This window comes from Roseomonas sp. HF4 (assembly GCF_005222755.1).
In the GTDB taxonomy this organism is placed as follows: Bacteria; Pseudomonadota; Alphaproteobacteria; order Acetobacterales; family Acetobacteraceae; genus Neoroseomonas.
This window is the reverse complement of the sequence record NZ_STGD01000001.1, coordinates 259,400-284,545: the sequence shown is the minus strand read 5'-3', so window position 1 is coordinate 284,545 and position 25,146 is coordinate 259,400. Positions and strand designations below refer to the sequence as shown.

The window sequence follows — 25,146 nt, the reverse complement described above, 5'->3', positions numbered from 1 at the left end:
GCGTGCCCCGCTACAGTGCCGCGCCGGCCTGCTGGACCATGGCGGGCGTCAGGGTCTTGAGCCAGTCCACGCTCTTCTGCCCCGCCGGCGCCGAGACCTGGGCGGCAGGGTAGCGCATCATCTCCTTCGGCACCGCGAAGGGGAAGCGGCTGTCGAAATGCGACAGGCCCACGATCTGGTCCTCGAGCCCCTGGCCATCCGCGCGCAGCGTGATGGTCGAGGTGGGCGTCGGGAAGGTCAGGCCGCGGAAGGCGGCGGCGAGCTCGGCATCGGACGGCCAGCCGCCGGACTTGGCCGCGACCGCCTTCTCGAGCGCCGCCTTCAGCGCCCACACCGCCTGCGCCATGTGGTGGCAGGGATAGATCGGGTATTCGTTGAACTTCTGCCGGTAGGCGGAGACGAAGGAATTGAACAGCGCCGGGTTGGCCGGGGAGGGGTGGTTGTTCCAGTGGTCACCGCGCGCGCCGATCACGTGGCCCTCGGGCATGTTGCGCCCGAGGATCTGCAGCGAGGCCTCGGCCACCGGCAGGACGAAGGTGGTGCGTTCATGCAGGCGCCGCTCGGTTGCCTGGCGGATGAAGGTGACGAGCTCGCCCCCCCAGGAGGTGGAGAACACCACGTCCGGGCGCAGCGCCAGCAGGCGCGTGATCTCGGTCGAGAAGTCGGTCGAGCCGAAGCGGGGGAACATCTCGGCCACCACGCGCACGCCGGGCTTCACGGCGTCCATCGCGGTCTTCCAGATCTCCCAGGAATCGCGGCCCCAGGCGTAGTCCTGGTTGATCACCGCGACGGTGCGCAGATCCGGCTTCTTGCGCAGCGTATACAACAGCGGCGCCAGCACCTCCGGCGTCGCGTAGCCCTGGGTGCGGAAGGCGTAGTCGTAGTTCGCCTCCTCGAAGATGCGCTGCGTGCCGCAGTCCCAGAGGATGGTCACCTTCGACAGTTCGCGCGACAGCGGCGTGCAGGCGAGGCAGGACCCGGACGAGATCGCCGACATGATGACCGACACGCCCTCGCTCTGCACCAGGCGGCGGAACTCCCCTACCAGGTGGTCGGTGCCCGGCCCCTCGTCCACGAAGATCGGGCGGAGCGGCACGCCGGCGATGCCGCCGGCGGCGTTGATCTGCTCGACCAGCATCTCGCAGGCGCGGCGCGACGGCACGCCGAAGACGGATGCGGGGCCCGACAGGAAGGTGGTGACGCCGATCTTCAGTTCCGCCGGCTTCGCGACCGGCTGGGCGGAGAGCGTTGCGGGCAGGATGACGGTGCCGAAGCCGGCTGCCAGCGCCTCGCGGCGCGTGAGCGATGCGGTCATGGGGGTCCCTCCCTCAGGGGTTCGGCGCCGGGTTGGTCCCAGGCTCCGGTGGCGCAGGATGGACGCGACACGCCGTGCGGCGCAAGGCGCCAGGGCGGATTGACCGCGCTTCCCGCGCTTCCTAGCGTCCGCGCCCTTCGCCCGCGGGGTTCGCGATGCCGTCCATCCTGTCCATCCAGTCCTGGGTCGCCTATGGCCATGTCGGCAATGCGAGCGCGATCTTCCCGCTGCAGCGCCTGGGCGCCGAGGTGTGGGGCGTCCACACGGTCCAGTTCTCGAACCACACCGGCTACGGCGCGTGGCGCGGCCAGGTCTTCGGCGCCGAGCTGATCGCCGACTGCGTCCAGGGGATCGAGGAACGCGGCGCGCTGCCACGCTGCGACGCGGTGCTGTCGGGCTACATGGGATCGGCCGAGATCGGCGCCGCCATCCTGGATGCCGCGCGGCGGGTGAAGGCGGCCAACCCCGCGGCGCTCTGGTGCTGCGACCCGGTGATCGGCGATGTCGGGCGTGGCGTCTTCGTCCGCCCGGGCATCCCGGAGTTCCTGCGCGACCAGGCGCTGCCCGCGGCCGACATCGTCACCCCGAACCAGTTCGAGCTGGAATGGCTGACCGGCCTCCGCGTCACCACGCTGGCCGAGGCCAAGGCGGCGGTCGCGGCGCTGCAGGCGCGCGGGCCGCGCTGCGTGCTGGTCACCTCGCTGCGCCTGGCCGACACGCCCGAGGGCGAGATCGGCATGCTGGCCGGCGAGGACGGGCGGTTCTGGCGGCTGGCCACGCCCATGCTGCCGCTGGCGGTCAACGGCGCGGGGGATGCGATCGCGGCTCTGTTCCTGTTGCATCGGCTGCGCAGCGGTGCGGCAGATGTGGCGCTGGCGGCAGCGGCGTCGTCGGTCTTCGGGCTGCTGCGCCGGACGGCCGAGGCTGGGTCGCGCGAGATCCTGACCGTCGCCGCGCAGGAGGAATTCGTCGCGCCGACGCAGGTGTTTGCTGCGATGCGGTGCTGACGCTTTCACCGTTCGGACCGCCCGCCGACGCTTCGGCATCGCCACGGTGCGGTGCTTCAGGGTGCGTTCGGAGCAAGCGCCTTCTCGGTCGCGGCGACCAGGTCCTTCAGGAACCGGATTGCCGTCTGCAGGTCCTGCTTTTTCACCGGCTGCGCCCTGGTCGGCCCAGGTTCGATCACGCGGGCACGGTGTGCGATGGTGCCGCGGAGTTTGAGATAGCCGTTGAGGTCCTTCGTGACCCTCTCCTTGTCGTAGTGGTTCCAGGACCAGGATGCACCGAGATCGACGCCAGCATAGTCCTTGAACAATTGACGCGTCTTCTCGGCCGTTGGGTTGTGCAGCCTGTTGATGTCTTCTGTCAGCCTCGCGTGAACGAATGCCTGGATCGTGGCATCGGGCACCGCATCGATTCGCGTTTCGGCGGCCTCCTGCACCCGGTCCTCGACGTAGGTCTCCCAGGCCGTCATGGCCATGATCAGTCCGGCACGCTTGAGGACCTCGACATCGGGCTTCGGCGGCCTGGCGTTGAGCGTGTCGAAATGCTTGAGGAGGTTCTCGGCGTCCTCGATGGCGCGGGCGAAGCGCTTGGCGGCGTTCGAGGTCGGCGGTGTCGCTGTGGTCATGGCGCGCGGGACGTCCCTGGTTTCGCAGGAGGCGCCCCGAGCGTGCGCACCGTCACCCGCGCCGCACGTTGATCGGCAGCGTCATCCCCCGCTGCACGCCCGAGATGCCGCGCCGCCAGGCGCTGTCCGTGAAGAACTGCCCGAGCGGGATGAAGGGCAGGTCGACCCAGGACTGCGCCTGGATCTGCCGCGCGAAGGCCTGTTGCGCGGCGAGGTCCGGCACCTCGATCCAGGCCTCGCGCAGGGCCTCGAGCGCCGTGCTGGCCGGCCAGCCGAACCAGCCGTTGAGCCCGTTCGCGCGGAGCAGCGGGTGCTGGCCCGGATTGACGAGGTCGATGCCGCCGAACACAACCACCAGCGCGTTCCAGCCGCCCTGTCCCGACGGTTCGCGCCGCGCGCGGCGCTGCAGCACGGTGCCCCAGTCGGAGGTGGCGCTTTCGGCATCGAGGCCGGCGCGCTTCAGCGTGTCGGTCAGCACCGTCGTCATGGCGTTGTTCTTCGCGACATCGGTCGGGTGCAGCACCGTCACCTTCTGCCCGCCATAGCCGGCGGCGGCGAGGGCGGCGCGGGCGCGGTCGGCGCTGCGTGGGCCGGTCACGGCCGCGAGTCCCTCGTCGTTCGCGAGCGGCGAGGAGCGCGGGAAGGCGCCGACGCCGTCCTGCCAGAGCGCGCGGTCGGAGCCCGCCACCGCCTGCATGAAGTCCGACTGGTCGACGATCGGCGGCAGGGCGCGGCGGATCGCGGGATCGTCGAAGGGCGGATGCAGGTGGTTGAAGCGCAGCATGGCGTTGAGGCCGCCGAAATCGACGCGCTGCATGACGATCTCGCACTGCCGGCGCAGCACGGGTCGGAGGTTGGCGGCGATCTGTTCCCACCAGTCGCTCTCGCCGGCCTGGAGCGCGGCGGCGGCGGTGCCGGCATCGGGCATGATGCGGAATTCGACGCGCTCGAAATGCGCGAGCTTGGCGCCGCCGAGCAGGCTCGGCGCGGCCGGCGCGGGTCGGTAGCCTTCGAAGCGGTGATAGACGGCGCGTGCGCCCGAGAGTCGTTCCTCGTCGACGAAGCGATAGCGGCCGGAGCCCACCACCTCGGTGAAGGGGCGCGCCGGGTCCACCTCCGCGAAACGGCGCGGGAAGACGAAGCAGGGGTAGGAGGACGGCTTGCCGAGGGCCGCCCGCATCGGCCCGAAGGGGCGCTTCAGGCGGATGGCGAAGCGGCGATCGTCGAGCGCCGCGATGTCGTCCAGCCGCTCGGCCAGCGACTGGCCAAGGCTGTCGCGCGGCATCCAGCGGCGGATCGAGGCGACGGCGTCCTCGGCGCGGACCGGCTCGCTGTCGTGGAATCGGATGCCTTCGCGCAGCGTGAAGGTCCAGCGCAGCCCGTCGGGTTCCACCACGTGGCCTTCGCACAGCTGGGGCCGCGGCACGAAATCGGCATCGAGGCCATAGAGCGTGTCCCAGCACATGTGGCCGTGGTTGCGCACGCCTTAGGAGGTGGTGGACATGGGGTCGAGCGCGGTGACGTCGGCCTGCGGGATGAAGCGCAGCGTATGGGCGGCGGCGCCCTGGGCCAGCGCCGGGCGATGGAGGCCCAGGGCGGCGACGGCAAGGAAGGACCGGCGGTGCATGCGGGGCTCCGGATCGGGGGTGTGTCATGGTCGACCCGGCCGGGCGGAGGGCGCAACCGCTTTCCTCGGGTCCGTGCGGGCGTTGCCGTCGCGTGACAACCGCGCCCATACTCGCCCCGGTTCAAGGCAGAGGAGGCCCGCATGTCCCCGATCATCCGCCGCCGCGCGCTCGTCGCGGGCGTCGCCGGCACGGCGCTCGCCGCGCCCTTCATCCGCACCGCATCGGCGCAGACGACGCTGGAATGGGTGGCGGGGTCGCTCGGCGGGGGCTGGTACACCATGGCCGCGGGCCTGTCCTCCCTGATCCGGGAGGAGAACGCGGACATCCAGATCCGCGTCGTGCCGGGCGGCGGCCTCGCGAACCCGACGCGCATCAACAACAACCAGTCGCAGATCGGCTGGGGCATCGACGCCTTTGCCGCCTCGGCCGTCACGGGCGCCGAGCCGTACCGGGCGAAGCACGAGCGCATCCGCTGCCTCGGCACCGGCTATTCGCCGACCGAGCACCACTTCCTGCGCCACACCGGCGCGGGCCCCTCGGACATGCGCGCGATCCTGACGCAGCGTGGCCTCAAGATCGGCGCGCCGCAGCGCAGCAGCACCGACGAGATGACGCTGCAGCGGATCCTGAAGTTCCTCGGCAGCAGCCCGGACAAGATCCGCGAGGAAGGCGGGCGCTACCTCAACGGGTCCTACGCCGACCTCGGCACCGCCTACAATGACGGGCAGGTGGACTATATCTACGTGGCGCTCGCCAAGCCGGCGGCGCTGATGCAGGAAATCGCGCGCGGCCGCCGCGGCGGCCAGATGGTGGCCTTCCCGCGCGACATCATGGACCACCTGACCCAGGAATACGCCTATGCCCAGGGCACGCTGCCCGGCAGCACCTACCCCACCATGATGAGCGGCGACATCCCGGTCACGATGATGGACAGCGTCATCCTGGTGCATGACAGCATCCCGGCCGAGGTGGTGCAGAAGATCACGGCGACGCTGATCAGGAACAAGGGCCAGCGCCTGGCCAACATCCACGCCAGCATGGGCGGCTGGACGCCCGAGCAGGCGGTCGGCTACCGCGGCGTGCCGTTCCACCCCGGCGCCGCGGCCGCGTTCCGGGCGGCGGGCGCGAACCCGCCGGCCTGACGCGGACACCGCGTGCGCGACCTTCCGGGCTGGCTCAGGGGGACAGTCACGTTGTGGCTGGCCTTCTGGGCCGGCGTGCATCTCTATTTCGGCGGCTTCGGGTTCCCCGCGCCGGTGGAGATGCGCGCGATCCACCTGATCGTCTTCACGCCGCCGCTCTTTCTCCTCTACCCGGCCTTCAAGCGGCGTTCGCCCCAGCATCGGCCGAGCGTCGTGGACTGGCTCTGGTTCGCCGCCGCCGCGGTGCCGCATGCCTGGGTGCTGTGGAATGCGGGCGATGTGAACGACCGGATGGAATACGTCGATCCCTTCACGCCCACGATGATGGCGCTCGGGATCGTCTGCCTGGTCACGCTGCTGGAGGCGATCCGCCGCGCGGTGGAACCCGGCCTCGCCGTCATGGTCGCGATCTGCATCCTCTACATGTTCACGGGCTACCTCCTGCCCGGCGTGCTGAACACGCGCCCCTTCTCGGTGCCCGAGGTGGTGGAGGCCGCATGGCTCGTGCCGACCGCGGGCGGCGTCTACGGGCCGCTCACGGGCATCGTCGCGACCACCATCGCGGTCTTCATCATCTTCGGCAGCTTCATGCAGGCGAGCGGCACGGGGCGGCTGTTCTCGAATTTCGGCGCCGCCGTCGCGGGGCGCTATTCCGGCGGCACGGCCAAGGTCGCGGTCATCTCCTCGGGCCTGTTCGGGACCATGAGCGGCTCGTCGGTGTCCAACGTCATCACCACGGGCTCGATGACGATCCCGGTGATGATGCGCACCGGCTACAAGCCCGGCGTCGCGGCGGGGATCGAGAGCGCGGCGTCGGTCGGCGGCGCGCTGATGCCGCCGGTGATGGGCGCGGCCGCCTTCGTGATGGCCGAGATCGCCTCCATCGCCTACGGGGACATCATCGTCGCCGCCGCGATCGGCGCCGTCCTCTATTTCTTCGCCATCCTCTGCGCCGTGCATTTCGAGGCCAAGCGTCTCGGCATCCAGCCGATGGACCTGCGCGACATTCCCGCCTGGCGGGAGGTTCTGGCGGACAGCCACCTGGCCTTCCCGATCGCGCTGATCGTCTGGCTGATGGTGGAACGCTGGTCGGGCAACTACGCAGCCTTCTGCGCGAGCCTCGCGATGGTCGCCATATCCTGGCTGCGCGCGCGCACGCGCATGAGCTGGCGCGACATCCTGAAGGCGCTCGAGAATGCGGGGCTGACCATGGCGCCGCTCGCGGTCTCGATCGCCGGGGCGGGCGTCGTCGTCTCGGCGCTCACGGCCACGGGCATGGTCGTGGCCTTCGGTGGCATCATCAAGGAGATGTCGGGCGGCAGCCTCGCGCTGCTGCTGGTGCTGCTGGCGCTGACCGTGATCGTGCTCGGCATGGGCATCCCGACCACGCCGTCCTACATCATCGCGGCCGCGATCGGCGTGCCGCAGATCCTGGAACTCGGCCGCTACATCGGCGTCGAGCCGCTGCAGGCGCACCTGTTCGTCTTCTATTTCGCGGTGCTGGCGGATGCGACGCCGCCCGTGGCCGCCGCCGCCTTCGCCGCCGCGGCCATCTCGAAGTCGAGCCCGATGATGGCCGGGCTGCATGCGGCGCGCTTCGCGGTCGCGGGCTTCACCGTGGGCTTCGCCTTCATCTACGACCCGGGGATCATGCTGAAGGGCGAATTGCTGCACACCTTCCGCGCGACCGGCATCCAGGTCACGGCGCTGGTGCTGATCACGGCCGGCTATGCGGGCTACCTGGTGCGCCCGCTCGGGCCTGTGGCGCGGGTGGTCGTCGGCTCGACGGGGCTCGCCGTCGCCTTTGCCCATTCGGTGCCGGACTGGACGCGCCTGGCCGTCGGCTGCGGCGCGCTGGCGCTGGTGTTCGCCTGGCAGCGGGCCGTGGCGCGCGGGCCCGCCTGACTTCCCGCCCGGGCGCTTTCCCGCCTAACCTCGACGCCGACGCAAGCAAGGGAGGCATCACACCATGCGAATCACGGCCGCCATCGGCGCCGCGCTGCTGCTCAGCGGCGGCGCGCTCGCCCAGACCGCGAGCCCGGGCCCCACGCTCTCCGCCGTCCGAGACCGCGGCGCCGTCATCTGCGGCTCCCATCCGGGCGCGCCCGGCTTCAGTACGCTCGACAGCCAGGGCGTCACGCGCGGGCTCGACGCCGACACCTGCCGCGCCGTCACCGCGGCCGTGCTGGGCGATGCGAGCAAGGCGCGCTTCGTCGTGCTGTCCTCCCAGGCGCGGCTGCCGGCGCTGCAGTCGGGCCAGGTGGACGTGCTGCCGCGCACCACGACCTGGACGCAGACGCGCGACACCGCGAACGGGCTGAACTTCACCGCCGTCACCTTCTACGACGGGCAGGGGTTCCTGGTGCGCCGCTCGGCCAATGTCGCGCGCGCGCGCGACCTGGCCGGCGCAACCATCTGCGTGACCTCGGGCACGACGAACGAACTGAACCTCGCGGACTGGTCGCGGTCGAACAACATCGCCGTGCAGCCGCTGGTGTTCGACCAGAACGAGGAGACGCGCAACGCCTACATCAGCGGCCGCTGCGACGCCTTCACGACGGACGCCTCGCAGCTGGCCGGCATCCGCTCCGCGCTGCGCAACCCGGAGGAGCACACGATCCTGCCGGACATCATCTCGAAGGAGCCGCTCTCGCCCGCCGTGCGGCACGGCGACGACCAGTGGTTCGACATCGTCCGCTGGACGGTCTTCGCGCTGATCGAGGCGGAGGAGCTCGGCATCACCCAGGCCAACGTGGAGGAGATGCTGGCCAGCCCGAACCCCGCGATCCGCCGCCTGCTCGGCAATTCGGGCGACCACGGGCCGCTGATGGGGATCGACCGGCGCTGGGCCTACAACGCCATCAAGGCGGTGGGGAACTACGGCGAGATCTTCGAGCGCAACCTCGGCCGCGGCTCGCCCATCGGGCTGCAGCGGGGGGTGAACGACCTCTGGACGCGCGGCGGGCTGATGTACGCCATGCCGATCCGCTGAACGACCGGCGCCGGGCGGGCCACCCCGCCCGGAATCAGCGCCGCTCGTAGACCAGCCGCGCGCGGATCGTGCCCTCGATGGCGCGCAGCTCCGCCAGCAGGTCCTCGGCCTGCGTGCGGACATTGTCGCTGTCGATGACCACGTAGCCGACCCCGCCGCTGGTCTGCAGGAACTGCGCCGTGATGTTGAGGCTGCGCCGGGCGAAGGCCTCGTCCACCTGGCGCAGCACGCCGGGCACGTTTCGGTGCACATGCAGGAAGCGCGCGCCGGCGGCGCGGGCAGGCAGCTGCACCTGCGGGAAGTTCACCGCGCCGAAGGTGGCGCCGGTGTCGGAATACTCGACCAGCTTGCGGCTCACCTCCTCGCCGATCCGCCACTGCGCCTCCCCGGTCGAGCCGCCGATATGCGGCGTCAGGATCACGTTGGGCAGGCCCTGCAGCGGGCTCACGAAGCGTTCGTCCTTCCCCGAGGGCTCGACCGGGAAGACGTCGACCGCGGCGCCCAGCACGTGGCCGTCGCGCAGAGCCGCGGCCAGCGCGTCCAGGTCGACCACAGTGCCGCGCGCATTGTTCACCAGCACCGCGCCCGGCTTCATGGCGCGGATCTCGGCGGCCCCGATCAGGTTCACCGTGTCGGGCGTCTCGGGCACGTGCAGCGTCACGGCATCTGAGGCGGCCAGCAGCGCATGCAGCGACGCCATGGGCTGCGCGTTGCCGTGCGGCAGCTTGCCGGTGTGGTCCCAGTAGATCACGCGCATGCCGAAGGCTTCCGCCAGTACGCTGATCTGGCTGCCGATGTTGCCGTAGCCCACGATGCCGAGCGTCTTGCCGCGCAACTCCCACGAATTGGCGGCCGACTTGTCCCAGTCGCCGCGATGCGCGGCGTTCGACTTCGGGAAGATGCCGCGCATCAGCATCACGATCTCGGCGAGCGTCAGCTCCGCGACGCTGCGGGTGTTCGAAAAGGGCGCGTTGAACACCGGCACGCCGCGCATCGCCGCCTCGGTCAGCGCCACCTGGTTGGTGCCGATGCAGAAGCAGCCGATCGCGATCAGCCGGTCGGCGGCTTCCAGCACCTCGGCCGTGACCTGGGTGCGGGACCGGATGCCGAGGATGTGGACGCCCTTGACCGCCTTGATGAGCGCCGCGCCGTCGAGCGCCTTGGCCTCCCGCTTCACGCTCGCATAGCCGGCCTCGGCCAGTCGCTCGACGGCGCTGTCCGAGATGCCCTCGAGCAGCAGGATGCGGATCTTGTCCTTGGGCAGGGAGAGGCGGGCAGGGGACATGGGCGGGCACCGGGCGGGGGGATGGGGGCCGCGCTTCCTGCCCGCTTCGCTGCGCCGCGGCAAGGGCGCGTCGCCCCCTTGCCGCGGCGCGGGCCGGCGTCTCATGCTGCGGCGCAGCGGGCCCGCCGGCCGCGCGGGGACGCGACATGGATGCTGCCTACCTCTCGGACTGGGCCAACCTGCTGCTGCGCTGGCTGCACCTGATCACGGGCGTCGCCTGGATCGGCACGTCCTTCTACTTCATCGGCCTCGACAACCAACTCGACCGGCCGAAGGACGGCAATCCGCGCGTGTCCGGGGAGCAATGGTCGATCCACGGCGGCGGCTTCTACCACAAGCAGAAATACCTGCTGGCGCCGGAACGCCTGCCCGAGCGCCTCCACTGGTTCAAATGGGAGGCCTACTGGACCTGGATCAGCGGCTTCTCGCTGTTCGTGCTGATCTACTGGGGGCAGGCCTCGACCTACCTGGTGGATCCGGCCGTGCTCGACATGGCCCCCTGGGTCGCGGTGCTGGTCAGCGCGGCGATGCTGGCCGGCGGCTGGGTCGCCTACGACCAGGTCTGCCGGTCGCGGCTGGGGGAGAACGAGGCGCTGCTGGGCGCGATCGGCGCGGGTGCGCTGGCGGTCGTGGCCTTCGTCGCCTGCCACGTGTTCGGCGGTCGCGGCGCCTTCCTGCAGGTGGGCGCCATGACGGGCACCATTATGGTCGCGAACGTCGCCATGGTCATCATCCCCGGCCAGCGGAAGATGGTCGCGGCGATGCAGAAGGGCGACGCGCCGGACCCCAGATACGGCCGCTGGGGCAAGCAGCGCAGCGTGCACAACACCTACCTGACGCTGCCCGTGCTGTTCATCATGATCTCGCCGCACTACCCCATGACCTACCAGGGGCAGTGGAACTGGGTGGTGCTGCTGGCGATCGGCCTCGCCGGGGCGCTCACGCGCCAGTTCTTCGTGCTGCGGCAGAAGGGGAAGAACCCCGTCTGGCTGCCCGGCGCGGCGGCGGCGGTGGTGGCGCTGCTGATCTGGGCCGGCGCGCCCGACCGCGCCACCGGCACCGCCGCCGAGGCACCGCCCTTCGCCGAGGTGCAGTCCATCGTCGCCGCGCGCTGCGTGTCCTGCCATGCCGCGCGCCCGACCGACGAGGCCTTCGCTGCGCCGCCCAAGGGAGTGATGCTGGAAACCCCGCAGCAGATCCGCCGCTGGGCCGCCGCCATGCGCCAGCAGATCGGCACCGAGGCGATGCCGCCCGGCAACCTCACGGAGATCACGGGGGAGGAACGCGCGAAGCTGCTCGCCTGGGTGGCCGCCGGCGCGCCCGCCGAATAGCGTGACCCGGGGATTGCCGCCGCGCCGCCCGCCCCGCTACAGGGGGAGGAACGTGCCTGCCCAGCACCAGGCGCTGCCGGCCCGCCGCAAAGGACCTCGCCCGTTGGCCCCGTTCCTCCGCCCCGGCCGCGCCGCGCTGCTGCTGGTCCTGCTGGCGGGCTGCGCGCTGCCGCCCAACACCGCGCTCCGCGACTGGGCCCGCGCCGCGAGCGTCACGGCGGACCGCCCCGGCCTCATGCCCTCCGAGGATGCGCTGCTGGCGCAGCAGGAGGCGCTGGCGGCCTATCTCTATGCGGTGTCGGTCCTGGCGCGGCCCGAGCAGCGCCTGACCTTCGACGATGCCGCCTTCGCCCGGATCCGCGCGCGTGCGGCCCCCGATGCCCGTGCCGAGGCGGCGATCGGCGGGCTCGGCGCCGTGCTCGCTACCGCGCGGGACGCCAACCTCGCCCCCGACGCGCGCGCCAACAGCGCCTATCCGGCGCGCGTCGTCGAGGATCTCCGCCTGCCGCCCTTCGTCGCCGCCGCGGACCCGCCGCTGCAGGCGCTGCTCGCCACTCTGAGGGAGGGCCTCGGCGCGGCCGAAGGCGCGGATGCCGACCGCGCCGTCTACCTGCGCCTGCTCGCCGCCATTGCCGAGGACCACGCCATGATCGCCGCCCAGGCCCGTCACATCGAGGCGCGGGAGGTCGCGCGGCAGGTCCAGGCCGCCGAGGACCGGCTGCTGCGCCTGGCCCTGCTGCTGCCGCCCGACCCGTCCGTCGCGCGGCGGGCGGGTGCCGCGGGCGCCGTCGCCCGGGTGGTGCAGCCGTGATGCGGCGGATCCTCGCTGGCGTGGCGCTCGCGCTGCTCGCCGCCTGCAGCGCGCCGGACTACACGCCGGTCCGGGACTGGGCGCGGGTCGCGAGCCTCGTCGCGGACCATCCCGCCGTGGTCCCGCCCGCCGGCACGGCGGCGGAGGCGGCCGACGGCACGCTCGCGATGCGGGACGCGCTGGCGACCTACCTCGCAGCGCTCGGCCGCATGGCCGATGATGGCGTGCTGCCCTACCTCGAGGATCCCTTCACCGACCTCGCGCCGCGCGCGGCACGGGCGGATGCCGCGGGCGGCACGGCGGTCGCCGGGATCGGCCGGACGCTCCGCCTCGCCTCACGCCAGAACTGGCAGGCGCCCGACCTGCGCTATGCCATCCGGACCTTCGACCCCGACGTGCAGGCGCTGGTGGGAGCCCTGTCGGGCGCGCTGGAGCGCGACGCGCCCGGCAGCCCCGAGGCCGCCGCCATCCGCCGCATCGGCATGGGCCATGCCCTGCTCACGGAGGAGGCCGGCCGCATCACGCGCGAGGAGGTGGTGCAGCGGATCCGCGCCGAGGAGGACCGCCTGCGCCGGACCGCCTTCGCCCTGCCGCGCGGGACGCCCCAGCCCCCGTCCGCATCCACGCCCGCGCCATGAGGACGGCGGTTGCCCTTCTCGCCGTCGCGGCGGCGCTGCTGGCCGCGCCGGCGGCCGCGCAGCCGACGGGCGACCGCCTCGACGACGTGCTGGCCCGCGTCGACGCGATCCGCGCTAGCCTCGCGAGCCGCGGCCCCGGCGTGCTCGGCCTCATGGGCTACAACATGACGCCCGACGGCTCGGCCAATTCGCTGACGGTGAACCGCAGCGACGTCAGCGGCGACCTCGGCTCCTCCACCCTGACGCTGAGCCAGTTCGGCTTCGGCTTCACCTGGAGCGAGAGCTTCCCGCTGTTCACCGAGTTCTACGGCGGCTACGCGCGCTACGACCCGCGCGCGGTCTTCACCGGCACCAGCGCGCGCCGGACGCCGCTGCGCTGGAACAACGTCGCCGCCACGATCGGCGTCGGCTACGACATCCGGATCGGCGAATACCTCTGGCTGCGGCCGATCTTCAACGTCGCGGGCGGCTACGCGGCCTCGGACGCATCGCTCTTTGCGCGCTTCGTGCAGTTCCGGACGGACCGCGACATCGCGGCGCTGTCGGACCGGCACGTGAACGTGCTCGGGCTCGGCGGCTCGCTGATGCTGGCCTATTACGACTACCAGCCGGCTCGCGACATCGATGTCGAGCTCCGCTACACGTATCTCGACCTCCAGACGGTGGGCGACACGGTGCCCGCCGCGCGCGGGCGGTCCGACGCGCAGACCATCGGCCTCTGGGCGCGCTACCGCTGGCCGACGGGCTGGGAGGCCTTCGGGCGGCCGGTGCGCTGGGTGCTGGACGGCACCGCGAGCTACTACATTGGCGAGCAGGCGGACACGATCGGCTTCCGATGGGCGGTCAAGGCCGGCGGCGGGATCGAGGTCGATGTCGGCCGCTACGAGGTCGGCGCGGTCGGCATCTACCTCAGTCGCGTCCGCCTGGTGGCGCGCTACTTCTATGGCGATGGCGGCGTGACGGGCACCTCCGTCGGCATCGGCATGAGCTTCTGACCCCCTGGGAGCACCCATCATGACAGGCAACGGACCCGGGACGCTGTCCACCCACGTCCTCAACACCGCCCAGGGCATCCCGGCGGAGGGGGTGCGCATCGAGCTCTGGCGCCTCGACCCCGAGCCCGCGATGCTGTGCGAGACGGTGACCAACGCCGATGGCCGCACGCGGGACCCGTTGCTGCCGCCGGGCACCTTCCGCGCCGGGCGGCATGAGCTCCGCTTCCACATCGGCGCCTATTTCCAGGGCCGCGGCATCGCGCCGGAGCCGCTGTTCCTGGATGTGGTGGCGGTGAATTTCGGGTTGGCCGACGGGCGCGGGCACTACCACGTGCCGCTGCTCTGCACGCCCTGGTCGTACACGACCTACCGGGGGTCGTGAGGCGCTTCATTCCAGGCGCGCGACGTTCCGCCTTGCGGCCCGAAGGACCGAGGCCACGACTGCGGCCCACCGGTCGTCCGGTGAAGCCAAGGGCCGCGACTGCGGCCGGCCCGGCGCCTGAGGGGCGCGAAGGCGAAACCTTCGTGCACCAGGTCTCATCCCAAGCGCGCGACGTTCCGCCTTTCGGCCCGCCCGGCGCCAGGTCTCAGCCCATGACGAGGCCGCCCGCCGGCGCCGCCGCCTCGCTGCCCGGGAAGGCGCGCGCGACGGCCTGCGGCGGCAGCTTCAGGTGATCCCGCAGCAGCCCCTTGGCCAGGCTGCGCAGGTCCGTCGTCGGCGCCAGGTCGCGGTTCTGGAACAGGTTGCGTTCGGCGAGGCCCGGCCAGTCCCCGGCCACGCGCCCGCCCGCCACCGCGCCGCCCAGCAGGAACGCCACGCCGCCCGTGCCATGGTCGGTGCCGGCCGTGCCGTTCACGCGCACCGTGCGGCCGAACTCGGTCACCACCAGGACCGCGGTGCGGCGCCAATGCTCGCCGAGCGCCTCCTTGAGCGCGCCCAACCCCTCGTCCAGCTGGAACAGCGGCCCGTTCAGGCGGTTTACCTGCTGCGCATGGGTATCCCAGCCCGAGAGCTCGAAGGCGGCGATGCGCGGCCCGTCCGGCTGCGCCATCAGCCGCCCGGCAGCCATCGCGAGGGCGCGGAAGGCGCCGCCCGGCTGCGGCCGGGCCCGCGCATCGTCGCCGAGCGTGGTCGCGGCATAGCCGCGCGCGCGCAGCCCTTCGGCGATGGCGGGGCCGGTCACGGGGTCGGCGGCGTGCAACTCGGCCACGCGGGCCAGCAGGTCGGGCGCCGGCGCGCCCATGCCGCGCGGCGCATAGGTGCCGACCGGGGTCTGGCCGCGCATCAGCAGCGGCAGGTCGGTGCCGACCGCGAGGCCGGTGTTCTGCGCCCCGGGCCGGCGCGGCAGGGCGCCCAGCGCGCGGTTCAGCCAGCCGCTGCCCAGCCGCTGGTCGGCGCCCGATTCGAGCAGGTCCTGCGCGTCGAAATGGCTGCGCGTGCGCCAGTTGCCGGCCACCGCATGGACGATCAGCGCCTGGTTCGCCGCGTACATGGCGTGGGTGTTCGCCATGCCCGGATGCAGGCCGAAGCGCCCGCCGAGGTCGAGCAGCCCGCCCTCCTGCCCCGGCTCGGGCAGGGCGAGGGGTCCGCGCAACTCGCCGAAGGAGGCCTCGGCATAGGGCTGCACGGCGAACAGCCCGTCGAGGCCGCCGCGCAGCAGCACGACGGCGAAGCGCGCCTCCCCCGGGGCATCGGCGAAGGCGACGCGCGCCTGCGGCAGGGCGATCGCGGCGCCGAGGCCGAGCAGCAGGGCCCGGCGGCCCAGGGCGGGGAGGTGGGCGCTCATCGGCGCTGGAACTCCGGGCTGGTGAGGACGAGGGTCAGCGCTTCCCGTGCCGAGCCCGCGCGGGCGGAGGCGCGCAGCGTATCGAGACGGACCAGCGGGCCGAGCACGGCCGCGGCCAGTTCGGCGGCGTCGCGCCCGGCGCCGCGGGCCGAGATGGCGTTCGCCCATTCGATGCGCCGGATCATCATCTCGGGCGCCGCCCAGTCCCGTGCGACATCGGGCCAGCCGATCGGCGCCGGCGCGTTCCAGAGCGGCTGGCCGAGGTACTGCAGCGCGCCGAAGGCGCGTTCCGCGGCCTCGGGCGGCGCCTCGACCGCGCGCAGCGTGGCCAGCACGAAGTCCTGCGGCGTGCGCAGCTTGGCGAGCGGCGGGTCCCAGGCCTCGGGCAGGTCCACCAGGGCGCGGGCGGCGGCGCCGAGGTCGCCGCCGGTCTCCCGCAGAACGGCGAAGATACGGCCGACCGCGGCCGGCGGCGGTTCGTCGGCCACGAAGTGGCGCACCAGCTTGGCGGCCAGGTGGCGATGCGTTGCCTCATGCCGGCCGAGCCAGGCGAGCGCCATCAGCCCGCCCTCCTGGCCCTCGGGGAAGGCGCGGCCCATGACGGTCTTGGGGCCGGGCTCGTGGGCCGGGTCGCGGAAGACGAAGCCGAAGGGCGGCTGCTGCGGCGCGAAGGACCAGCCGGTCAGGACCTTGGCGAATTCGGTCACGTCCTGCTGCGTGTAGCCGGCGGCCGGGGTGACGGTGTGCAGTTCCAGGATCTCGCGCGCCAGGTTCTCGTTCAGGCCGCGGCGCGCGCGCTGGCCGGCGCGGCTGTTCGGCCCGACCGAGCCCTGGTTGTCGAGATAGGAGAGCATGGCCGGGTGACGCGCCACCGCGACCAGCATGTCGTCGAAGCGCCCGGTCACGTGCGGACGGATCGCCTCCCGCACCAGGTGGCCGACATAGAGGCCCGATTTCTGCCGGGAGACGGTGAAATGGTTGGCCCAGAAGGCGACCAGGCGTTCCCGGAAGCCATGCGGGCTGGCCGCGGCATGGACCAGGGCCGCATGCGATTCGCCCAGCATGATCCGGCGCTGGTTGGGCCGGCCCATGCCGGCGCGGGCGCTCTCGTTGTCCTCGCGCTGGGCGGCGAAGATCTCGGGCAGCGTTGCGGGCTGGCCCTCGGGCAGGGTGGGGCCGGGCAGGCCGGGGGCGAGTTGCGCCGCGAGCCAGGCGCGCGGGTCGCCCGGCAGGGCATCGCCCGGACGCCGGCCTTGGCCGAAGCGCAGCGCGGCGACGAAGGGGGCGGTCTCCATGCCCTGGATTCTCTAGGCGATTCCGCCGTCTCCCGCACGCAACGAATCGTGACGCCCCCGGGCCGCATCCGGGGTCGTGGCATGTTGCGCTTGCAAAGACCGACCGGACAGAGCAGATACCCGCACCGACTGATCGGCGAGAACCCTTGCGGGCGGCGCGGAGCCTATGCTCCGGCGCGGGCGCCCGTTTCTGCTTATGGAGGCCCATCGTGGCGCGTACACCGCTGGATCGTATCCGGAACATCGGCATCACGGCGCATATCGACGCCGGCAAGACGACCACGACGGAGCGCATCCTCTACTACACCGGCAAGTCCCACCGGATCGGCGAGGTCCACGAGGGCAACACGACGACCGACTACATGGAGCAGGAGCGGGAGCGGGGGATCACGATCACCTCCGCCGCCGTGACCGCCGTGTGGAACGACCACCGGATCAACGTCATCGACACCCCGGGCCACATCGACTTCAACATCGAGGTGAACCGGTCGCTGCGCGTGCTCGACGGCGCCATCTTCATCATCGAGGGCGTGGCCGGCGTGCAGCCGCAGTCCGAGACGAACTGGCGCCTGGCCGACCGCTACAACGTCCCGCGCATCATCTTCATCAACAAGCTGGATCGCACCGGCGCCGATTTCTACAAGGCGGCGGCGACGCTGACCGAGAAGCTCGGCATCAACTGGGTGACGCTGCAGCTGCCGATCGGCATCGAGGACACCTTCAAGGGTGTCGTCGACCTGGTCGAGATGAAGGCGATCATCTGGGAGGGCGACGAGCTCGGCGCCGCCTACCACGATGCGCCGATCCCCGACGACCTCAAGGAGAAGGCGGCCGAGTTCCGCCAGATCCTGATCGACACCTGCGTCGGCGTCGACGAGACGGCGATGGAGGAATACTTCGACAAGGGCGACGTGAGCGTCGCGACGCTGAAGCGCTGCATCAAGAAGGGCACGATCAGCGGCGAGTTCCGCCCGGTGCTCTGCGGCACGGCGTTCAAGAACAAGGGCGTGCAGCCGCTGCTCGACGCCGTGATCGACTACCTGCCGAGCCCGGTCGACGTGCCCGGCATCAAGGTGGCGCCGGACGAGGGCTTCGACGAGACGCAGGAGCGCCGCCACATCCCGGCCGACCCGGACGCGCCGTTTGCCGGCCTCGCATTCAAGATCATCAACGACAAGTACGGCAACCTGACCTTCGTGCGCGTCTATCGCGGCACGCTGAAGCAGGGCGACATGATCCAGAACACCACCAAGGATTCGCGCGAGCGGATCGGGCGGATGTTCCAGATGCACGCCGACAAGCGCGAGGAGATCAAGGAAGTCTCCGCCGGCGACATCGCCGCCTTCGTGGGGCTGAAGGACACCGGCACGGGCGACACGCTGGCGTCGAACGACGACCCCGTGATCCTCGAGCGCATGGCCTTCCCGGTGCCGGTCATCGACATCTCGGTCGAGCCGAAGACCAAGGAGGGCGTCGAGAAGATGACGCTCGGCCTGCAGAAGCTGGCCGGCGAGGACCCGAGCCTGCGCCTGCGCACCGACCAGGAGACCGGCCAGACCATCCTGTCCGGCATGGGCGAGCTGCACCTCGAGATCATCGTGGACCGCCTGAAGCGCGAATACGGGGTGGACGCCAACATCGGCGCCCCGCAGGTGGCGTATCGCGAGACGATCACGAAGCCGCACACCGAGACCTACACCCACAAGAAGCAGTCGGGCGGGTCGGGCCAGTATGCGGAAGTGAAGATCGTGTTCGAGCCGAAGGAGCGCAACACGGGCATCGAGTTCGTGAACGGCGTGGTCGGCGGCGCGGTGCCGAAGGAATACATCCCTGCGGTCGAGAAGGGCATCAAGGTGCAGGCCGACACCGGCGTGCTCGCCGGCTTCCCGACCGTGGACTTCAAGTACGCGCTGGTCGACGGCAAGTACCACGATGTCGACTCGTCCGCGCTGGCGTTCGAGATCGCGGCCAAGGCCTGCTTCCGCGAAGGCATGAAGAAGGCCGGCCCGGTGATCCTCGAGCCGATCATGGACGTCGAGGTCACCACCCCGCAGGACCATGTCGGCGACGTGGTGGGCGACCTCAACCGCCGCCGCGGCGTGATCCAGTCGCAGGACATGGCGGGCACCTCGGTCATCGTGCGCGCGCACGTGCCGCTCAAGGAGATGTTCGGCTACATCTCGAACCTGCGCGGCATGACGAAGGGCCGCGCGTCGTTCTCGATGCAGTTCCACCACTACGACCCGGTGCCCCGCAACGTGGCCGAGGAGATCATGGCCAAGTCGGCCTGATCCTCGCGGCCTGAAACGCTTCACGGCACGGCGCGGAGGGGAAGCCCTCCGCGCCGTTTTCGTTACACAGGCCAGTTGCAGCGGGCGGCCGCGCGATCCCATCCTGCGCGTCGGCCTGCGTCCCGGCAGGCCGCATCGGGAGGACCGCCGCCATGAGGACCCTGCTCGCTGCCGCCGTCGCCGCCGTGCTGCTGGCGCCGGCCACCGCGCTGGCCGACTACTACGTCTACTGCGCCAACAACCGGATCGAGGTGGACGGCCGCAACCCCGACCAGATGCGCATCGCGCGCGGCTCGGGCGTCTGCCAGATGGGGCCGCGCTTCGGCTTCCTCTCCTCGGCGCAGGATTTCGCGCGGAACAATTTCGGCGGCGCCGGCCGCCCGTGCTCGTGCCGCTGAGGGCGCCGCCATGACCCGCCTCGTTGCCCTGGCGCTCGCCGCCGCCATCCTGGCGCCCGCCGCGGCGCTCGCGAATTACTGGGTCTATTGCGACAGCGGCCGCATCGCGGTCGAGAGCCGCGACCCGGACCAGATGCGGATCGCCCGCGGCTCCTCCTTCTGCCAGATGGGGCCGAAATTCGACTACCGGTCGGACGCCGAGAATTTCGCGCGGCGCAACTTCAGCAGCATCGGCGCGTCCTGCTCCTGCCGCTGAGGCGCCTCAGCGCCTCAGGAAATGTGTCCCGACCGCCTCGATCACGACGACCCCGTCGCTGGTCCGCCGGCCCGTGTGCCGGAGCTTCGCGACGCCGAGCGGACGGCCGCTGCGCGACGGGCGCACCTCCAGCACCTCGGTCCGGATCGCGATCTCCTCCCCCGGGCGGAGCGGCGCGGGCCATTTCGTGTCGATCTGGTTGCCGCCCATCGAGATGCCGGCCAGCAGCCCCGAGCCCATCACCCGGCCGAAGACGGCCGAGAGAGTGTGCAGCCCGCTGGCCACCAGTTCCCCGAAGATGCTCTCCCGCGCCGCCTCGGCATCCAGGTGGAAGTATTGCGGATCGTATTTCGACGCGAAGGCCACGACCTCCTCCGCCGAGAGCGTGAGCGTGCCAAGGTCCCAGGCCATGCCGGGCGCGAGGTCGTCGAGGGAGGCGAGGGGTTCCATCATCGCCCCGGACCCTACCCGCCCGCGCCACGGATGTCGCGCCCGCTTGCCCGGGCGGCCTGAAGGCGCAAGGCTACCCGCGGCGGTCCCCGCGACCGCGGCGGGAGGACACCATGATGCGTCGCAGAACCCTGATCGCGGGCGGCGCGGCCGTGCTCGCCGCCCCCGCCGCGCGCGCCCAGGCTTGGCCCACCCGCCCCGTGCGCCTGCTGGTGCCCTTCATCCCCGGCAGCGCGCCCGACGTCATCGCGCGCCACCTCTCGGAACGCCTCGGCCCCGCGATCGGCGGCACGGTCGTCATCGAGAACCGCCCCGGCGCGGGTGGCAACATCGGCTTCGAGGTCGCGGCCCGCGCGGCCCCCGACGGCTACACCTTCCTGCTCGGCACCAATTCGCTGGTGATCAACCCGGCGCTCTATCGCCGCACGCTCGGCTTCGACCCGTTCCGGGACTTCGTGCCGGTCGTGCTCGCCTTCGCCATGCCGCACCTGTTGATCGCGCCGACCACGGGGCCGGCCACGCTGCAGGCGCTGATCGACGGGCTTAAGGCGCGGCCCGACCAGAGCTACGCGTCGGGCGGCAACGGCTCGGGCGCGCATCTCGCGGCCGAGATGTTCAAGGCGCGCGCCGGCGTCCAGGCGACGCACGTGCCCTTCCGCGGCGCGCCCGACATCGTCAACAACGTGATGTCCGGCACGGTGCAGTTCGGCTTCCCGACGCTTGCGACGGCGACAGAACTGGTCAAGGCGGGCCGGCTGCGCGGCCTCGGCGTCACCTCGCCCGGGCGCAACCACGCGCTGCCCGACGTGCCCACCATCGCCGAGGTGCTGCCGGGCTTCGACCTGGTGTCGTGGTTCGGCCTGGTGGCGCCCGCGGGCACGCCACAGGACGCCGCGGCGAAGGTCGACGCCGCCGTGCGCGCCGCGCTCGCCGAGCCCGGCTTCCGCGCCCGCACCACCGCCGACGGCACGATCGCGGTCGGCATGGATGCGGCGGGCTTCCGCGACTTTCTCCGCAGCGAGGACACGAAGTGGCGCGAGGCAGTCCGGCTGTCGGGTGCGCAGGTCGACTGATCCACGGGCGCGCGGAAGGAAACGGGCCATGACCTCGGAACCCGACGGCACGCCGGATCGCCCCTGGAGCCTGGTGACGCCGAGCGGCGGGTCGGCGTTTGCCGCCTGGCGCGATCCCGCGGCCGACCCGCCCGCGCTCGTGGTGCGCGTGGGCAAGACCGAACTCCGCTACCGCCTGCGCTGCATCGAGGACCTGCACGCCATGCTGCGCGCGCGCGGCGACTGGGTGTTGCTCGGCGGCACCGACGAGCAGAAGCCTGCACCCGCGGACAGCGTCGAGGCCTGGGGCCGCGATCCCGGCAACCCGTCGGGTGGCTGGTACGGGCTGAAAAAGGGGCTGCGCGGCCGCTTCGGCGTCTATGTGCCGCCGGTCCTGGCCGTGCTCGGCCTGGCCGAGGTGGAACGGAACCCGCGCAACAACCGGATGCGGGCATTGTAGGCTTGGCGCGTCTTGACGCGGCGCATCCCGCGTCGCCAGATCGACGCCCAGCATGGAGAGGTGGCCGGTCCCGCCGGCGCCAGGGTGAATCGGGCAGCATGGACAGGCGTCGTTTGCTCATCTTGGCGCTCGCGCTGCCCGGCGTCGCGTCCGCGCGCGTCACGGGCGGGAGCGGACGGCTCGAGGTGCCGGAAGCCGCCGGCGCGACGACCGAGCCCATGCCGGTCTGGTACCATCGCCCGGCCGCATGGGTGCCGGACGGGCGCGTCGTGGTCGTCATGCACGGGCTGCGGCGCGACGCGGACCGATATCGCGACGACTGGCGCGACCTGGCCGAGCAGCAGGGCTTCCTGCTTCTCGTGCCGGAATTCTCGCAGGCCAAGTTCCCCGGCGTGCGGTTCTACAATTTCGGCAACCTCATCGATGCGGAGGGGCGCGCGACGCCGCCGGAGGCCTGGACCTATCCCGCCCTCGACCGCGTGGTCAGCGCCGCCATGGAGCAGGCCGGCGCGCGGCGGGCGGGCTTCGCCCTCTTCGGCCATTCCGCCGGGGCGCAGTTCGTGCACCGCTACATGATGCTGACCGGCGCGCCGGTGGCCGAGGCGGTCGTGGTCGCCAATTCCGGATCCTACACCCTGCCGCGCTTCGACCGACCCTTCCCGGAGGGCCTCGGCGGCACGCTGGCGCGGCCCGAGGTGCTGCGCGCGGTCTTCGGCCGCCCCGTCATCCTGCAACTGGGCGAAGCCGACACCGACCCGAACCATTCGAGCCTGCCGCGCCAGCCCTGGGCCGTGGCGCAGGGCAGCCACCGCTTCGCGCGCGGCTGGAACTTCTTCGACGCGGCCCGCCGAGCCGCGGCCGATGCGGGTGCGCCCTTCGCCTGGCGCGTGGCGACGGTGCCGGGCGTCGGGCATTCCAATGCCGGGATGGCGGAGAGCGCGGCGGCGCTGCTGTTCGGGCGGTAGGGCCGGTCCGGCGGTCGGAAGGTGGGGGGAGGGGAACCTCCCCCGATCCCCCTCCCTTCTTTGTCATTTGGCGCCGGCCTCCCAGGACGGGCGCCCACCGGCGTTGCGCGACAACGTCGATGGGACCCGTGGGGGGAGACGTTCCCGTGTCCCCCTCATTTCCAGGCTCTCAGGACCAGGCCGGTGCCACCCCGGGCGGCGGCGAATACGGGATCTCGCCCCGCGCGATCACCGCGTCCCGCCCGCCATGCGCCGCCAGGATCTGCGCCTGGCGCGCCTTCGCCCGCGCGTCGAGCGCGGCCGGATCCTCCCCCAGCATCGCGACGAGCCGCGCCTCCAGCGCCGCCCGCACCTCGGCATGCGCCGGGTCGGCGCCGAGGTCGGTCAGTTCCTCCGGGTCGGCGGCGAGGTCGAAGAGCATCGGCGGGTAGGTCACGAAGCGCACGTATTTCCAGCGCGCCGTGCGGATCATGAAGGCGCCCTGGCGCGACCCGGTCGCATGGTATTCCGAGATCACCGCGCGGTCGGGGTCGTCGGGCGCGGTGGCGATGGCGAACAGCGTCTCCGCCGCCGGTGCCTCGGCGCCGACCGCCTCGACCACGGTCGCGAAGACGTCGGTCAGGGAGACGGGCGTGGCCACGCTGCGCCCCTCCGGCACGCCGGGGCCGGCCAGGATCATCGGGATGCCGACGCTCTCCTCGTACATGTTCGACTTGCCCCAGAGCCCGCGCGCGCCGATCGAATCCCCGTGGTCCGAGGCGTAGAGGACGCGCGTGCTGGCGCCGAGCCCGGTCTCCTCGAGGCAGCGCAGGATCTTGCCGACCTGCTCGTCCATGAAGGCGACGAGCCCGTGGTAGCCCGCCATCATGCGGCGCAGCGTCGCCTCGTCGTGGATATGCTCGTGATAGGCGTTGGTCGCGCGGTAGTCCTGGATCGCCGGGTGGCGCGGCCAGGCCTCGGGCGCGTGCAGCTTCGGCAGCGGGATGTCGTCGCGGAGATAGCGGTAGAAATGCTCGGGCGGCGCGGTCAGCGGGAAATGCGGCGTGACCAGGCTGACGAAGAGGCACCAGGGGCGCCGGTCGTGCTTCGGCGCCTCCTCCCGCAGCCAGATCTGCGCCTCGGCGGCGATGTCGCGGTCGTAGCGCGTGTAGTCGCTCTCGCCGGGCTTCGCCGCGCCGGCCATCTTCGCGGCACCCTTGCGCTTCGGCGCCGTCTCGTCGCGGATCAGGGAGAGAAGGTCGCCCACGCCGTCGACCACGTGCATGGCGCGGCGTTCCTCCGAGAAGCCGTGGTCGTCCCCCGGCAGCCCCCGGAAATGCAGCTTGCCGATCGAGACGACGCGGTGGCCCGCGTCGCGCAGCGCGTGGTGCCAGGACCGGATCGTGCCGTCATAGGGGTCGGCGTTGTCGTTGTGCCGGCCCATCGCCGCGATCGACCGGCCGGTCGCAAGGGCCGCGCGCGCCGGCACGCAGATCGGGCACGGAGTGACGGCCGCGGTGAAGCGCGTGCCGCGCGCGGCCAGCCCATCGAGCGCCGGCGTCTCCTGGAACGGGTGCCCGGCGCAGCCGAGCGCCTTCGGGTTGTGTTCGTCCGACAGGATGAACAGCAGGTTGGCAGGGCGGGTCATGGCGTCATCCGAGGCGCTGCATGTCGCCGTCCACGGCCAGCGCCTGGCCCGAGACGGTGGCCCCGAAGGGCGAACACAGGAACAGCGCCATGTTGGCGATGTCGTGCTGCGTGACGTAGCAGCGCATCGAGACGTCGCGCAGCAGCTCCGCCTCCTTCTCCCGGAAGGAGACGCCCTGCGCCTGGGCCTTGGCCTCGATGACGCGGCGGATGCGCTCCCCCGCGACCAGCCCCGGGCAGATCGCGTTCACCCGGATGCCGTCGGGGCCCAGTTCGATCGCGAGCGACTTGGTGAAGCCGACCACGCCCCATTTCGCCGCGGCATAGGGGCTGCGCATCGCGAAGCCAAAGCGCCCGGCGGCGGAGGAAAGGTTGACGATCGACCCGCCGCCGGCCGCGCGCAGATGCGGCACCGCCCGCCGCGCGCAATGGAACATGGAGGCGAGGTCGATCTGCAGCGTGGCGTCGAGCGCCTCGGCGCTCACGTCCTCGACCCGTGCGGTGGGGCCGGCGATGCCGGCATTGTTCACCAGCACGTCGAGCCCGCCGAGATGCGCCGCCGCGGCATCGACGAAGCCCTCGCAGGCGGCCGCGTCGGCCATGTCGGCACGGATCGCGGGGTGCGGGCAGGCGGCCAGCGCCTCGGGATCCACGTCGCAGACGAAAAGGCGCGCGCCGCGGGCGGCGAAGGCATCGGCCATCACCCGCCCGATGCCGCCCGCGCCCGCGCTGATCGCGACGCGCAGACCCCCGAGGTCCACCGTCAATGGCTCGTTGCTGCCCCGCATGGATGTCCGCT

23 protein-coding genes and 1 pseudogene are annotated in these 25,146 nt (G+C 71.9%); 15 read left to right on the top strand and 9 right to left on the bottom strand.

Annotation, left to right across the window (positions count from 1 at the left end):
- Window positions 1-10: 10 nt before the first annotated feature.
- A complete protein-coding gene (locus tag E8M80_RS01330) occupies window positions 11-1,315 on the bottom strand; it encodes an ABC transporter substrate-binding protein (protein WP_137123843.1) in 1,305 nt (434 codons plus the stop codon).
- 155 nt (window positions 1,316-1,470) lie between these two features.
- On the opposite strand from E8M80_RS01330, the gene pdxY reads away from it, so the two are divergent.
- A complete protein-coding gene (gene pdxY, locus E8M80_RS01325) occupies window positions 1,471-2,322 on the top strand; it encodes a pyridoxal kinase PdxY (RefSeq protein ID WP_137123842.1) in 852 nt (283 codons plus the stop codon).
- Window positions 2,323-2,378: 56 nt separating this feature from the next.
- Here pdxY and E8M80_RS01320 read toward each other — a convergent pair whose 3' ends face one another.
- A complete protein-coding gene (locus tag E8M80_RS01320; protein ID WP_137123841.1) occupies window positions 2,379-2,945 on the bottom strand; it encodes a HEPN domain-containing protein in 567 nt (188 codons plus the stop codon).
- A 52-nt stretch (window positions 2,946-2,997) separates the two neighbouring features.
- Window positions 2,998-4,572 (bottom strand): annotated as a pseudogene (locus E8M80_RS01315) (ABC transporter substrate-binding protein).
- A 141-nt stretch (window positions 4,573-4,713) separates the two neighbouring features.
- Here E8M80_RS01315 and E8M80_RS01310 point away from each other — a divergent pair.
- The 3 genes from E8M80_RS01310 to E8M80_RS01300 all read left to right on the top strand — a co-directional run bounded on the left by E8M80_RS01310 (window position 4,714) and on the right by E8M80_RS01300 (window position 8,707).
- Window positions 4,714-5,715, top strand: coding sequence for a TAXI family TRAP transporter solute-binding subunit (locus E8M80_RS01310; protein ID WP_137123840.1), 1,002 nt, complete (start codon window positions 4,714-4,716; stop codon window positions 5,713-5,715).
- Window positions 5,716-5,727: 12 nt separating this feature from the next.
- Window positions 5,728-7,620 (top strand): TRAP transporter fused permease subunit, encoded by a 1,893-nt coding sequence (locus E8M80_RS01305; RefSeq protein WP_137123839.1) that lies wholly within the window; start codon window positions 5,728-5,730, stop codon window positions 7,618-7,620.
- Between the two features lie 64 nt (window positions 7,621-7,684).
- Complete coding sequence (locus E8M80_RS01300; protein WP_137123838.1) at window positions 7,685-8,707, top strand: amino acid ABC transporter substrate-binding protein; 1,023 nt, start codon at window positions 7,685-7,687, stop codon at window positions 8,705-8,707.
- 34 nt (window positions 8,708-8,741) lie between these two features.
- Here E8M80_RS01300 and serA read toward each other — a convergent pair whose 3' ends face one another.
- Window positions 8,742-9,992 carry a phosphoglycerate dehydrogenase gene (gene serA / locus E8M80_RS01295; protein ID WP_137123837.1) on the bottom strand — a complete coding sequence of 417 codons (1,251 nt, stop codon included), beginning with the start codon at window positions 9,990-9,992 and terminating at the stop codon, window positions 8,742-8,744.
- Between the two features lie 146 nt (window positions 9,993-10,138).
- On the opposite strand from serA, the gene E8M80_RS01290 reads away from it, so the two are divergent.
- The 5 genes from E8M80_RS01290 (at window position 10,139) to uraH (ending at window position 14,149) form a co-directional block, all read left to right on the top strand.
- A complete protein-coding gene (locus E8M80_RS01290; protein ID WP_137123836.1) occupies window positions 10,139-11,323 on the top strand; it encodes a urate hydroxylase PuuD in 1,185 nt (394 codons plus the stop codon).
- A gap of 103 nt (window positions 11,324-11,426) precedes the next feature.
- Window positions 11,427-12,134, top strand: coding sequence for a hypothetical protein (locus E8M80_RS01285; protein ID WP_137123835.1), 708 nt, complete (start codon window positions 11,427-11,429; stop codon window positions 12,132-12,134).
- Entirely contained in the window at window positions 12,134-12,772 is a 639-nt protein-coding gene (locus tag E8M80_RS01275; protein ID WP_170979140.1) for a hypothetical protein, read from the top strand. Before E8M80_RS01285 ends, E8M80_RS01275 begins: the two co-directional genes overlap by 1 nt.
- Window positions 12,769-13,767, top strand: a complete 999-nt coding sequence (locus E8M80_RS01270; RefSeq protein ID WP_137123832.1) for a hypothetical protein — start codon at window positions 12,769-12,771, stop codon at window positions 13,765-13,767. The genes E8M80_RS01275 and E8M80_RS01270 overlap by 4 nt, the downstream gene beginning before the upstream one ends.
- 19 nt (window positions 13,768-13,786) lie before the next feature.
- On the top strand, window positions 13,787-14,149 hold the full coding sequence (uraH, locus tag E8M80_RS01265; RefSeq protein WP_137123831.1) for a hydroxyisourate hydrolase: 363 nt from the start codon (window positions 13,787-13,789) through the stop codon (window positions 14,147-14,149).
- A 205-nt stretch (window positions 14,150-14,354) separates the two neighbouring features.
- Here uraH and E8M80_RS01260 read toward each other — a convergent pair whose 3' ends face one another.
- A complete protein-coding gene (locus E8M80_RS01260; protein WP_137123830.1) occupies window positions 14,355-15,554 on the bottom strand; it encodes a DUF1501 domain-containing protein in 1,200 nt (399 codons plus the stop codon).
- Window positions 15,551-16,849 (bottom strand): DUF1800 family protein, encoded by a 1,299-nt coding sequence (locus E8M80_RS01255; protein WP_137123829.1) that lies wholly within the window; start codon window positions 16,847-16,849, stop codon window positions 15,551-15,553. The genes E8M80_RS01260 and E8M80_RS01255 overlap by 4 nt, the downstream gene beginning before the upstream one ends.
- Before the next feature lie 209 nt (window positions 16,850-17,058).
- On the opposite strand from E8M80_RS01255, the gene fusA reads away from it, so the two are divergent.
- From fusA to E8M80_RS01240, 3 genes are all read left to right on the top strand, one after another.
- Window positions 17,059-19,140 carry an elongation factor G gene (fusA, locus tag E8M80_RS01250; protein WP_137123828.1) on the top strand — a complete coding sequence of 694 codons (2,082 nt, stop codon included), beginning with the start codon at window positions 17,059-17,061 and terminating at the stop codon, window positions 19,138-19,140.
- A 152-nt stretch (window positions 19,141-19,292) separates the two neighbouring features.
- Window positions 19,293-19,538, top strand: a complete 246-nt coding sequence (locus E8M80_RS01245) for a hypothetical protein (RefSeq protein ID WP_137123827.1) — start codon at window positions 19,293-19,295, stop codon at window positions 19,536-19,538.
- Window positions 19,539-19,548: 10 nt separating this feature from the next.
- Window positions 19,549-19,794, top strand: a complete 246-nt coding sequence (locus tag E8M80_RS01240; RefSeq protein WP_137123826.1) for a hypothetical protein — start codon at window positions 19,549-19,551, stop codon at window positions 19,792-19,794.
- A gap of 6 nt (window positions 19,795-19,800) precedes the next feature.
- Here E8M80_RS01240 and E8M80_RS01235 read toward each other — a convergent pair whose 3' ends face one another.
- Window positions 19,801-20,247 carry a MaoC/PaaZ C-terminal domain-containing protein gene (locus E8M80_RS01235; RefSeq protein ID WP_137123825.1) on the bottom strand — a complete coding sequence of 149 codons (447 nt, stop codon included), beginning with the start codon at window positions 20,245-20,247 and terminating at the stop codon, window positions 19,801-19,803.
- Between the two features lie 110 nt (window positions 20,248-20,357).
- On the opposite strand from E8M80_RS01235, the gene E8M80_RS01230 reads away from it, so the two are divergent.
- The 3 genes from E8M80_RS01230 (at window position 20,358) to E8M80_RS01220 (ending at window position 22,721) form a co-directional block, all read left to right on the top strand.
- On the top strand, window positions 20,358-21,317 hold the full coding sequence (locus E8M80_RS01230; protein ID WP_137123824.1) for a tripartite tricarboxylate transporter substrate-binding protein: 960 nt from the start codon (window positions 20,358-20,360) through the stop codon (window positions 21,315-21,317).
- Window positions 21,318-21,345: 28 nt separating this feature from the next.
- Window positions 21,346-21,756: a DUF6855 family protein gene (locus E8M80_RS01225; RefSeq protein ID WP_137123823.1), complete on the top strand. Its 411-nt coding sequence runs from the start codon at window positions 21,346-21,348 to the stop codon at window positions 21,754-21,756.
- A 98-nt stretch (window positions 21,757-21,854) separates the two neighbouring features.
- Complete coding sequence (locus tag E8M80_RS01220; protein ID WP_137123822.1) at window positions 21,855-22,721, top strand: alpha/beta hydrolase; 867 nt, start codon at window positions 21,855-21,857, stop codon at window positions 22,719-22,721.
- A 169-nt stretch (window positions 22,722-22,890) separates the two neighbouring features.
- Here the strand turns inward: E8M80_RS01220 and E8M80_RS01215 are convergent, their stop codons facing one another.
- On the bottom strand, window positions 22,891-24,348 hold the full coding sequence (locus tag E8M80_RS01215; RefSeq protein ID WP_137123821.1) for a sulfatase-like hydrolase/transferase: 1,458 nt from the start codon (window positions 24,346-24,348) through the stop codon (window positions 22,891-22,893).
- A 4-nt stretch (window positions 24,349-24,352) separates the two neighbouring features.
- Window positions 24,353-25,135 (bottom strand): SDR family oxidoreductase, encoded by a 783-nt coding sequence (locus E8M80_RS01210; protein ID WP_170979139.1) that lies wholly within the window; start codon window positions 25,133-25,135, stop codon window positions 24,353-24,355.
- Between the last annotated feature and the right edge of the window lie 11 nt (window positions 25,136-25,146).